The organism is Vibrio sp. 2132-1, from assembly GCF_033344315.1.
Map to the genome: position 1 here is coordinate 41,241 of NZ_JAWPON010000018.1, position 12,140 is coordinate 53,380.

Annotated in this window: 11 protein-coding genes; 1 reads left to right on the forward strand and 10 read right to left on the reverse strand. The window is 44.8% G+C overall.

All coding sequences use genetic code 11. The features are described 5' to 3' along the window. Window positions 1-11: 11 nt before the first annotated feature. The 10 genes from atpH to mioC form a co-directional block, all read right to left on the reverse strand. Complete coding sequence (gene atpH / locus R8N47_RS18725) at window positions 12-545, reverse strand: F0F1 ATP synthase subunit delta (protein WP_005378930.1); 534 nt, start codon at window positions 543-545, stop codon at window positions 12-14. 14 nt (window positions 546-559) lie between these two features. Beyond that, complete coding sequence (atpF, locus tag R8N47_RS18730; RefSeq protein ID WP_005378929.1) at window positions 560-1,030, reverse strand: F0F1 ATP synthase subunit B; 471 nt, start codon at window positions 1,028-1,030, stop codon at window positions 560-562. A gap of 74 nt (window positions 1,031-1,104) precedes the next feature. After that, window positions 1,105-1,359, reverse strand: a complete 255-nt coding sequence (gene atpE, locus R8N47_RS18735) for a F0F1 ATP synthase subunit C (protein WP_002540812.1) — start codon at window positions 1,357-1,359, stop codon at window positions 1,105-1,107. Window positions 1,360-1,416: 57 nt separating this feature from the next. Next, entirely contained in the window at window positions 1,417-2,229 is an 813-nt protein-coding gene (gene atpB, locus R8N47_RS18740) for a F0F1 ATP synthase subunit A (protein ID WP_005378922.1), read from the reverse strand. Between the two features lie 8 nt (window positions 2,230-2,237). After that, on the reverse strand, window positions 2,238-2,627 hold the full coding sequence (locus R8N47_RS18745) for a F0F1 ATP synthase subunit I (protein ID WP_005378921.1): 390 nt from the start codon (window positions 2,625-2,627) through the stop codon (window positions 2,238-2,240). A 189-nt stretch (window positions 2,628-2,816) separates the two neighbouring features. Next, window positions 2,817-3,698: a ParB/RepB/Spo0J family partition protein gene (locus tag R8N47_RS18750; protein WP_005383840.1), complete on the reverse strand. Its 882-nt coding sequence runs from the start codon at window positions 3,696-3,698 to the stop codon at window positions 2,817-2,819. A gap of 24 nt (window positions 3,699-3,722) precedes the next feature. Then, complete coding sequence (locus R8N47_RS18755) at window positions 3,723-4,496, reverse strand: ParA family protein (protein WP_005383838.1); 774 nt, start codon at window positions 4,494-4,496, stop codon at window positions 3,723-3,725. 10 nt (window positions 4,497-4,506) lie between these two features. Next, a complete protein-coding gene (gene rsmG, locus R8N47_RS18760; RefSeq protein WP_005378902.1) occupies window positions 4,507-5,142 on the reverse strand; it encodes a 16S rRNA (guanine(527)-N(7))-methyltransferase RsmG in 636 nt (211 codons plus the stop codon). Continuing rightward, window positions 5,142-7,037, reverse strand: coding sequence for a tRNA uridine-5-carboxymethylaminomethyl(34) synthesis enzyme MnmG (mnmG, locus tag R8N47_RS18765; protein WP_005378901.1), 1,896 nt, complete (start codon window positions 7,035-7,037; stop codon window positions 5,142-5,144). Before mnmG ends, rsmG begins: the two co-directional genes overlap by 1 nt. Before the next feature lie 477 nt (window positions 7,038-7,514). Further along, window positions 7,515-7,949 carry an FMN-binding protein MioC gene (gene mioC, locus R8N47_RS18770; protein ID WP_005378900.1) on the reverse strand — a complete coding sequence of 145 codons (435 nt, stop codon included), beginning with the start codon at window positions 7,947-7,949 and terminating at the stop codon, window positions 7,515-7,517. 854 nt (window positions 7,950-8,803) lie between these two features. Between mioC and R8N47_RS18775 the strand changes: the two genes are divergently transcribed. Then, entirely contained in the window at window positions 8,804-12,139 is a 3,336-nt protein-coding gene (locus R8N47_RS18775) for an STY4851/ECs_5259 family protein (protein ID WP_169608569.1), read from the forward strand. Window position 12,140 lies beyond the last annotated feature (1 nt).

Consider the following 12,140-nt stretch of genomic DNA (forward strand, 5'->3'; position numbering starts at 1 on the left):
TCCAATCCCCATTAAGACTGCAATGCATCGCTCAGGCGGTTCAAACGACCACGCGCTGAGTCATCGATGACTAGGTCTCCGGCTCGAATAATAACCCCACCAAGTAGGGTCTCATCTACACTGCAATTCAGCTTCACTTTGCGTTCAAGACGCTTTTCAAGTTTGCTGCCAATGTTTGCAAGTTGTTCATCAGAAAGCTCTGTTGCTGAAATTACTTCAACATCAATTTCTTTCTCATGTTCTTTTTTCAGAGTAAAAAACTCTTTACAAACATCAGGAAGGGCCGCTAAACGACCATTCTCAGCCATTACCTTCAAAAGGTTTTGACCGTGCGCATCAACTTGTTCGCCGCAAACTGCAACAAAAATTTCTGCCATTTTATCAGCAGAAACCGAACCCGTTAGTAGTTCGTTCATTTGTTCGTTTTTGGCCACTTCAGCAGCAAAAGATAACATTTGGCCCCATTGGTCCAACTGGTCTTTCTCTAAAGCAAAGTCGAAGGCTGCTTTAGCATAGGGGCGTGCGATAGTAGTCAAATCAGACATATGCGCCCCCAGACTTAAAGTTTTGCAGTAATGTTGTCGAGAATATCTTTTTGCGCATCTTTATCGATAGAACGCTCAAGGATTTTCTCAGCACCAGCTACAGCCAGAGTAGCAACTTGTTTGCGCAGCTCATCGCGTGCACGATTGCGTTCAGCTTCAAGTTCTGCTTCTGCTTGCGCTAGGATTTTCTGGCGTTCTGCCTGAGCTTCCTCGCGAGCTTCATCAAGAATTTGAGACTTACGTTTGTTCGCTTGTTCGATGATCTCAGTTGCTGTGCGCTTCGCTTCTTTCAATTGATCAGAAGCGTTGGCTTGTGCTAGATCCAAGTCTTTCGCAGCACGTTCTGCTGCTTGAAGACCATCAGCAATTTTCTTCTGACGCTCTTCGATCGCTTGCATCAATGGTGGCCATACATACTTCATGCAGAACCACACAAATAGTGCGAACGAGATTGCTTGACCTAGCAGAGTTGCGTTTATGTTCACAACAGCTACCCCTCTATTTGGACTTAGTGTTAATCAGTGACAAGCGATAATCGCCCGTCCCGAGTTAAAGGTGATTAACCTAGTTGACCAACGAATGGGTTTGCGAAAGTGAATAGTAGCGCGATTACGATACCGATCATTGGAACCGCATCAAGTAGACCCGCGATGATGAACATCTTAACTTGTAGCATAGGAGCCATTTCTGGTTGACGTGCAGCACCTTCTAGGAATTTACCACCTAGCAGTGCGAAACCAATCGCTGTACCAAGAGAAGCAAGACCGACGATAATACCTACGGCGATTGCAGAAAAGCTCAGTAAAGTTTCCATTACTATCTCCAATTTATAGTTGTTGGCTTAGTGCCCAAATAAAAAGCTTTAAAAAAATTAATGATCAGGATCTTCGTGTGCCATTGACAGGTAAACAATTGTCAACATCATGAATACGAAGGCTTGAATCGTAATAACCAAGATATGGAAGATTGCCCACGGTAGTGAACCCATCCATTGTAAGTACCATGGTAGCATTGCCGCACAAAGAATGAATACAACCTCACCCGCGAACATGTTACCGAATAGACGCATACCAAGTGATAGAGGTTTCGCTAATAGCGATACCACTTCAATTAGTAGGTTAAACGGAATCATCAGTGGGTGATTGAATGGATGTAGTGCAAGTTCTTTTGCGAATCCACCTAGACCTTTTACTTTGATGCTGTAGTAAATCATCAATGCAAAAACGCCTAGAGCCATAGCCATGGTGATATTCACATCAGCAGACGGTACAACCTTAAGGTAAGGAATACCTAGCCAATGCTCTGCTGGGTATGGTAAGAAGTCGATAGGAACTAAGTCCATCACGTTCATCAAAAATACCCAACAAAAGATAGTCAGTGCTAAAGGCGCGATCAGTGGGTTGCGTCCATGGAACGTGTCTTTGACGTTATCGGCGACAAATTCAACGATCATTTCTACAGCACACTGAAGCTTACCCGGTACACCCGCTGTTGTTCTCTTTGCTACTTTGTAAAAAATTCCGAGGAAGATTAAACCAGTAAACCAAGAAAAAAACAGGCTATCGATATGTACGTTCCAGAAACTTGTCTCCGACCCTACTAAACCCAACTTGTATAGCGATAGGTTAGAAAGGTGGTGGGCAATGTAACCGGACGATGTTAGCGCTTCACCTGGCGCAGCCATAACTCATCCTATTTTTTGTTGTTAATGAATAGCACTGGTGCACAGATATTAATACCTAGTACCAGCAAATAGGTTAGTTTGAGGGGAACAAGTTCCACCTGCATATACATGTAGGCAACATAGAACAGTGCAACCGTGATGAGAATTTTCAGTACTTCACCCGTATAGAAGGAAGCAGCGATGCGCTTGGCAGCGCGAGCTCCACTAAACATGAAAGCACACAGCGCGAATACTGCATTGGCAACAACAAAAATGCCTCCGCCAATCAGCGCTGAAAATCCCCAGTCAGGATTTATGGCTACCGCCATTCCTGCTGCCACAAAAATAACCGCGCCAGACTGGATCATTAACAATTGCCTTGCGAGCTCTCGTCCTGGTCTAGCTAACGCAGCTACCATGTATTCGTACCTCTAGTAATATCCACTTCGCACTTAACTCTCTGTGCTGGGAAATTGGCGAAAATTATACGTTCAGTTCAACGTAAAGCAATTCGATTGCATCAAAAACTTACAGTTTTGTTTACAAAACGACAACTTTCGCACAAAATTCGATTAATTAGATTAATTGACCTAAATCAATTATCTCATCTAGGCCTCAAGCTTGGCAATTAGTTGATCCAATTTGTGAGGCTCATCAAGACTTATCGTCAATTTCGCTTTTCCGTTTGCAGAACGGGTAAGAGAAACTTTTGCATCAAGCAGCTGACTCAATTTATGCGACATTTGCTCGGCTTCGGTATCCTCTTGTTGCCCTTTTTGCTCATTTTGTGGGGCTAAGCACTTTTTTACTAACTGTTCAGTTTGGCGAACAGTCATTTGCTTCTTAGCCACTTGTTGAGCTACTTCGACTTGCTGTTCGCCTTCTAACGCTAACAGAGCTCGAGCATGACCCATTTCCAATTTTTTATCTGCAACCAGACCTTTTACATCAACTTCCAACTGATTCAGACGTAATAGGTTACTCACCGTCGTTCTTGATTTACCAATCACATCGGCCACTTGCTGATGTGTCAGCGTGAATTCATCTTGTAGACGCTCAAGCGCTTGGGCTTCCTCAATCACATTCAAGTCTTCACGTTGAATGTTTTCAATCAACGCCATGGCGATGGCGGCACGATCTTCAACTTTTTTCACCAAACACGGCACGCGTTTTAAACCCGCCTGCCTTGCAGCACGCCAGCGGCGCTCACCTGCGATGATCTCAAACTGACCATTTTCGACCTGGCGAACCACGATTGGTTGAATAATGCCTTGTGATTGAATCGAAGCCGCTAGTTCTTCTAGCGCTTCAGGCGCCATATCTTTACGCGGTTGGTATACGCCCGGCTGCAATTGACCAATCGCTAAATCGGTTAACTCACCGTCTGCCGATAATTCTTGGCTATGCGATGCAATATGCTGTTTTTCACGAGCAAACGAACTGGTCGACAATAACGCATCCAGTCCTTTTCCGAGACCACGCTTAGACATGGGATTGAATTCCTTAGGTTAGAGTTAAACTGGGATTTCTTCGCGGCGGAGCATTTCGCCCGCTAGAGCAAGATACGCTTTGGCACCTGCGGAGTACTTATCGTAGTACATTGCTGGCTTACCGTGACTTGGCGCTTCAGCCAAACGAACATTACGCGGAATGACAGTACGGTAAACTTTATTCCCAAAGTGTTTTTTAAGTTGATCGGATACTTCATTCGATAAGCGGTTGCGTGGGTCGTACATGGTACGCAATAAACCTTCGATTTTTAGGTTTTCATTCACAACAGCCGCTAACTTGCTGATTGTATCCATAAGAGCAGTTAAACCTTCTAACGCAAAGTATTCACATTGCATCGGCACCAGCACAGAGTCAGCTGCCGCCATCGCATTGATTGTAAGAAGGTTTAGAGAAGGAGGACAATCAATAAAGATGAAATCATAGTTATCGCGAACTGACGACAATGCATTTTTTAGACGCACTTCACGAGCGAAAACTTCCATCAATTTGATTTCTGCCGCGGTTACGTCTCCGTTCGCCGCGATCAAATCATACTTCCCTGTTGTTTGGGTACAAACGACTTGATCGAACGGTGTATCTTCGACCAAAAGATCGTATGCGGTGGCGTCGACCATATACTTATCCACGCCACTAGCCATCGTAGCATTGCCTTGCGGGTCGAGATCGATCACCAAAACCTTGCGCTTTGTTGCCGCCATCGAAGCCGCTAAGTTAATGCACGTTGTTGTTTTGCCGACCCCACCTTTCTGGTTGGCGATTGCTACAATTTTACCCACGATTACCTCGCTAATTTTCCTTGCGCGATAAGATTACTAGATGACGATCACCTTCCAACTCAGGAACAGCCAAAGATATGATCTCTGTCACACTGCACCATTCAGGAAGCTGATCCATTTCATCTTTAGGGTGCTGTCCTTTCAGCGCTAGAAACACCCCGTGCTCTTGTTTCGGCAAATGGTGGCACCATTCCACCATGTCTGTCATTGAAGCAAAAGCTCGACTCAAAACGCCATCAAATTTTTCTTCAGGTTGGAATTCTTCGACGCGACTTTGAATTGGTGTCACGTTTTTCAGCCCTAATGTGTGCACGACTTGCTTGATAAAACGAATGCGTTTGCCAAGACTGTCGAGCAAAAAGAAGGTTTTCTCAGGGTTCATTATTGCCAAAGGGATGCCCGGTAACCCCGGACCAGTACCAACATCAATGAAGCGCTCACCGGGCAGGTGTGCGCTTACAACGATACTATCAAGAATATGTTTCACTAACATATCAAGCGGATCACGTACCGATGTTAAATTGTACGCTTTGTTCCATTTGTCGAGCAGTTCGACATAACCAACTAACTGCTCTCGTTGCTGTTCTGACACTTCCAAATCGGTTTTCGCGATCAGTGAATCCAGCTTTGTTCGCAATGCGCTCATTATTCTTCCTCACCTTTCTTCAGCAAACCATGCTTTTTCAAGTGAACAAGTAGAATAGAAATTGCAGCAGGCGTAATACCAGAAATGCGTGATGCAATACCGATGCTCTCTGGTTTGGCCTCGCTCAGTTTAGCAACGACTTCGTTTGATAAACCTTTTACATCGCGGTAATCCAAATCAGCAGGTAACTTGGTATTTTCGTGACGCAGTGATTTTTCGATCTCTTCCTGCTGACGCTTGATGTAACCATCGTATTTCACTTGAATTTCAACTTGCTCAGCCGCTTGTTGATCTTCAAGTGCAGGAGCAAACGCTTCAAGTTGCGTCAGTTGCGAATAAGTGATCTCTGGACGACGCAGAAGATCCTCACCACTCGCTTCACGGGCCATTGGGGTTTTCAGCAGCTTGTTCAGCTCATCAACACCCTCTGACTTCGGATTCATCCACGTTGCTTTCAAACGCTGACGCTCCGTTTCCATATTGTTGATTTTCTCGTTAAAGCGAGCCCAACGAACATCATCAATCAAGCCTAGCTCGCGCGCTTTTTCCGTTAAACGTAAATCGGCGTTATCTTCACGAAGTAGCAGGCGGTATTCCGCACGAGAAGTGAACATTCGGTACGGCTCTTTGGTACCCATGGTCGATAAGTCATCAATCAACACGCCCATGTAAGCTTGGTCACGACGTGGGCTCCAGCCTTCTTTGTCTTGGCTAAACAAGCTTGCGTTTAGACCGGCCATCAAGCCTTGCGCTGCGGCTTCTTCGTAGCCAGTCGTACCATTAATCTGGCCAGCAAAGAACAAACCATGGATGAACTTCGTCTCGTACGTTTGCTTCAAATCACGTGGATCGAAGAAATCGTATTCAATCGCATAACCTGGGCGAACGATGTGTGCATTTTCAAACCCTTTCATTGAGCGCACGATTTGTACTTGCACATCAAATGGCAAGCTGGTCGAGATACCATTAGGGTATAACTCGTGCGTGGTTAGGCCTTCTGGCTCAATGAAGATTTGGTGGCTGTTTTTGTCAGCGAAACGCATCACTTTGTCTTCAATAGACGGACAGTAACGCGGACCAATACCTTCAATCACACCTGCGTACATTGGACTGCGATCCAAGTTACTACGGATCACATCGTGAGTTTGTTCATTGGTGTGGGTGATGAAACATGGAATCTGACGCGGATGCTGTTCACGTTTGCCCATGAACGAGAATACAGGCGTTGGGTTATCACCGTGCTGAGCTTCTAGCACTGAAAAATCAACAGTACGAGCATCAATGCGCGGTGGAGTACCTGTTTTTAAACGATCCACACGGAACGGCAGTTCACGCAGTCGATCCGCTAATGCGATCGATGGTGGATCCCCGGCACGACCACCAGACGAGCTTTCCATACCTATGTGGATCTTACCACCAAGGAAGGTACCCACGGTTAGCACAACGGCTTTCGCATGGAAGCGAAGTCCCATTTGAGTTACCACACCAACTGCGCGATCTTGTTCAACAATCAGATCATCAACTGATTGCTGGAACAACGTTAAGTTAGGCGCATTTTCTAATGCATTACGAACGTACGCTTTGTACAGAGCGCGATCGGCTTGAGCTCGAGTTGCTCGTACTGCAGGACCTTTGGAGGCATTTAGTGTACGAAACTGAATACCTGCATGGTCGATGGCTTCAGCCATCAAACCGCCCATAGCATCTACTTCTTTTACTAAGTGACCTTTACCAATACCACCGATCGCCGGATTACAAGACATCTGGCCTAATGTATCGATGTTATGGGTAAGGAGAAGCGTTTTTTGTCCTGTGCGTGCAGATGCGAGCGCGGCTTCCGTTCCTGCGTGTCCGCCACCGACAACAATGACGTCAAAGTTTTCGTGATAAAGCATGAACTGACCTCAGGTATTCAAAGGGATTTAATGGACAGATAAAGGAGCCGTATTTTACCTGCTTTATGCCAGAGAGAAAAACGTTTTCTCGTTTTATCCGTTTTAAGCTTCAAGATAAATATATATAAGATCTATATATATGATCTTTTATTAGATCTACTATTAGGATCGACCGTTTCTGTGGATAACCTAAAAATGATCAACAAGATCATGGATCTTCTTTGGATCATATCTTGTGATCATGATTGGATCAGATCGAGGATTACCTGGGATCAAAAGTGGTAGTTATGCACAGGAGGTAAAATTGATCAAAGTTGTTATTGGGATAACTAAAGGAAAATCACTGGATCTTATTATAGTTATCCACAGTCTGTTTGGTTAGTTTTTGAGCGGTTAAACAAAATAATTTGGTGGGAGTTATTCACATGGGAGAAAACAGAGCCGAATTTCGACTCTGTTGAAGGGAAAGTCGTGAGTTTAAAAACGTTCGATATTCTCTTTTAACCACATCTCTGCGGCGTCTTCTGGCACATCATGGCTCAGTACATCGATTTTAAAGCAATCTGCGAGAGGGGTTGCACCAATATCCTCTAATAAATCATAAGCGTGTTGACCAGCGGCACAGAACGTATCGTAGCTAGAGTCACCAATCGCAATCACCGCAAATTTTACATCAGTCATTTTTGGCGGTGTATTTTGTAATGCTGCGATAAAAGGTTGGATATTATCAGGATACTCACCAGCTCCATGTGTAGAGGTGATCACCAACCACGTACCTTGATTTTCGATATCACTGAGGGAAGGCTGGTTGTGGATCGTTGTTTCAAATCCATTCTCGTTGAGTAGATCACTCAGGTGATCCCCTACGTATTCTGCGCCACCTAACGTGCTGCCTGTAATAATGTGGATCATACTTCTTCCTTATTGAATGCGACGGCTAAAGCTCATGGATGGCTTGCCGTACAAAAAGAAACGCGGTGTGAGTTAAGCTCAGCACCGCGCGTTCGATTATTTACTTCCCTATACAGAAAGTGAAGTTTCCCATAATAGCTGGCCTCGCGCGACGTCTTGGGGACCGATTGGGGACCAAATTGCAATTAATGGTCAAATACTTACTTCCCAAGATGACTTCCATCATAGATCAGGATGGGAAAAGTGGGAATGGTGGGAAACAGGATCAGCTTTCACCTTCTTTCTCCTCAGCAACGATAAACAAGAGTGGTTTTCCACTCTCTAGCAGGTAAGGTGCGGTGATCGTCTGTTTACCAAAGTGAATGTTGCCTTTTGCTATATAGATGAAGATCCAATCGGGCAACTTACTATTAATAGCAGCATAAAGTGCATCAGAAGGGATGTCACTATTCTTGCCTGGCGAAACTCTAAACCTCTGGTAGTAGATATGATGGTTGGATTCACGAGAAGTACAGCGACGCGGAGGTGCAGACAGCCTATTCTCCTCGAAGAGTTATACCTGTTTCAGGAAATTAACAATTTCTCACCTAACACAACTTCGGCTCGTTCATCAAAAGGTAATTTTATTTACTCAAGTGATTGAATAATCTTCCACATATTGAACAAAGTCTAATTAATTGTGCATAACACAGGGTAAAATCTCGACTTTACTGGCTTTACTCTTTGGATGGTTGGTCGAACGTAAGCTTAAAAAAGCTATGTGGTGTAATACACATGTTAGCTTCAAGCTTATTAGGTTTTTCCATTCGTAGTCGTGTGACTCAAATCTGAATTAACTAATCACTCCGGTGAAAATGAACACTACACAATTACATTCTGCGTTTGCTAGAGAAAATCAAGCACATCACAAAACGTGGCTCTCGCAGTTTCAGAAAAGTCGAACTGGGATACGCCTTGGTTCACCGCTTTATCGATACCACCTTTCACTCAATGAGTACCTTGCCCTTAGAGATGTGCTTGCGAAGAGTTATGGGGTAGGTAATAGAACGATATTTTCTTCTGAGTGGTGCGCTTCTTTCGTACTTTATTGCTCTGAGTGGTTTCGCCGAGAATACAACTTGGAGTGGAGTTGGAACAGCATCCACGATACGTTGGGGTTTGAGCTTTCACCACAACAGCGCTCAGATGTCGTTCAAAGAGGGTTGAAGCATTGGGGGCGTTCTGTTTCCCGCTACGAGAACTCTCAAGGGAACAACTATCTCGGATCCGTTTTCAGAGAAGGTGGATTACCAACCAAGCTACTCTCTGACGATCACAACGGCTATCAAGATGCTTTTTCAAAGATATTCGGTCGATACAGTGAGGCCAAGGAGCTAGGGCAGTATTCTGTTCGGCAGCTTATCCAATCCCGTATCCAACGTTTACCAGAGGCACTGCAAGGTGATGACTCTGTCGAACTATTCGCTGATATGCTCGATAAGCTCGATAGCCTAGTTTACCAGTTTGGGTTAGATCGGCAGTCAGTACCCGCAAACTATCTCGATATACATTGTCCGAACTGGCGTACTCAGTTCCCGCTGCCACTGGAAGATGACATAGGTACGCGCTTTCTGAACAACTTATTGGTGATTGCATCTAACGAAGTTAAAAAGAAAGCGAAGAAGGAAGTCAAACTTAGCTGCACGCACTATTTTTCATGGGACAACCAATCAATTCGCACCGAAGTCACTTTGCCACATAAGCAACTGTTCATGTTTACTCGAGAACAGTTAAGTGTTAGCAGAATTGATTTGGTGTTGTTTGAAGGTCAAAAGCTGCTTGCCAACCTTGGCACTGGTTATGCGCAGTTTGACGGGGAGCAGTGTCATGTTGTGATCCGAAAAACGCGTGCTGAAGTGAAAAGGGTTGACGCCAAACAAAGGCTTTCTCTTGTGGCCATGCAATCGGGTGAAAAGCTTGCTCAGGTATCAATAGGTGACAGCGAGCTGGATTGGGGCGAAGTGCCAGTTATCTTGAGTGAGGAAGATGGTGAATGGCGAGTGTTAGGGCAAGCCTCACTCTCAACCCGCAAAAAACATGTTTACATATTGATCCCGGAAGAAGCGAAGACGGAAACGCTATCGGGTGAGCTTACTGACACTCCATACCGTTTTTGTCGCTTAAAAGTTTGCCAAGTAACAGGAACATGTTTAATCACTCTACCCGGTGATGATACGTATCGTATCGCGACGGGGTGCGATGATCCGAAACATGTTGGCGTTATGCTTGAAAGCGATGTAATGACGTGGCAAACCAAGCCGACTATGATTTTTCGTGGTTTAAGAGCCATCAACCATGCGGCTACCAGAGTAACTGGTGAAAGCTTGGATGTTTGTCTTGATGGAAAATCGGTCTCGCACTTAACTCGAGATAATTTTCTTGGTAAACAGCGTTTAACCATCAAAAAGCACAGTGGTGAAGTGCTATTGCGAAAACAAGTTGGTGTGCTGCCCGCAGATTTTGATATTGGCTTTAAAAGTGGTGATACACCCAATACTGGCGTGATTATCATCACTACTGCCGCACCCAAGGTCTGTGCAATTAAAACTCCTGGGGTGATTCTTGAGAACATAGAGAAATCTGAAAAACAGGTTGCTTTGCACCTTCTAGCTAAAGGGACGCCGCCTTCTTCTGTCCAAGTTGACATCACGTTGAATATGCTGGGTGAGGCGATAACCTTTATCCTGCCTTTTCCTTCAAAAGGTGCTGTCGCCTTTAATGCACATGGTAAACCTTTAGCACAAAGATTAACAGTGGATGACTTACTTGGCAGTCGACTACATCTGTTCTCTATGTCAGGTCAGGTGGCTCGCTATCAAATAGAAGCATCAAGCAATATTAAGGGGATAAAGCAAACCTCCGCTCCTTATTACCGCTGGCAATATGTGGTGAGCGATAAGCCTGTAGAAGTGAGCCTTTACGCGCTGAAAACCAGTCTACTGGAGTTGTTGTCGCTGAATAATCACTTGGATAGCATCGTTGATCTCGTCATTTCGGGCCCAGGAAAGACACTTCGTTTTTCCATCAGCCATTACTCATCAGTCATGGATTATGATCGGGAGAGAAATGTGGTTTATGCGCGTTCAAACCGACTCGCTGACACGCAGGCTCTTCGCCCTGCGTTGATGCACCTTACGGCACCAGAGCAAGCGCCAATCTATCTTGAAAGTCTTACTACTGAAGGTGTTTCAACAGGGGAGTTTGCCTTGCCTAATTACGTGACAGAAGGTGGTCCTTGGCTTGTAGTTCCTGCTTCGGACTCTGATGTTTTATTTCGGGCTAAATTTATCCCATGCATGGGTGAGCAAACAAATGACTGTGACGTAAAAACGTTACAAAAGGCATCTCGTATTTTTCACCCTTCATCTAATCCCAATGTGATTGCAGATGTGTTTCATCAAATGAAAACAGATTGGGGACACAGCGGTTGGCAGTACCTGCGCGATACATATAAGAACTACGGGCATCTTCCACTTTCAACGTTTGAAGTGTTCAAGTATTTGGTGAGAGATACCAAAGCATTGGCTGTGGCACTGTTTCAGTTTGAATTGAACCCAGAGCTGATTTCGCGACTGGAAAGTGAGTTGCCAGTGTTTTGGCAGTTTGTACCCCTGGTGGATTGGCGGCATGCGATTCAGCTTCAAATCTCGATGCTGGAAGGTATGTGTTTACCAGCCGAAATCGTTGATGAGTTGATGGCTAAACAAATAACGAAGTTGGTTGACGCCATTCCTGCTTTGTCAGACGAAGTGGCTATTTTCTTAGAAACAGGCAAATTACCCCAACTTTGTCCGAGCGCTTTGATGGAGATTCTTGTTCATAACGAGTGGTATCAAGATCTTTTGCGCCAGAACGCAGAAAATAACAGTTGGCCAACCGAGTTTGGCGCTGATTTGAAACGTTGGTGCACACAGTCTGGCTTAATGCCGTTTGAAATTAAAACCAATGCCTGGTTCCATGATGGAGTTGTTTACCTGCCGGTTTTCGCTGCTGCTGTGGTAACAGAGCTTGTGCCTACCGAAGTATCTTCAACCTTCCGTGATTACGACTTGTTCCATTTAAGAAAACTACGTGACTTCGATTGTGCGTGGTTTGAACCCGTATTCCGCTGTTTTGTCTCCTATTTTTTGCTAAACCAAACAGGTAATTAGA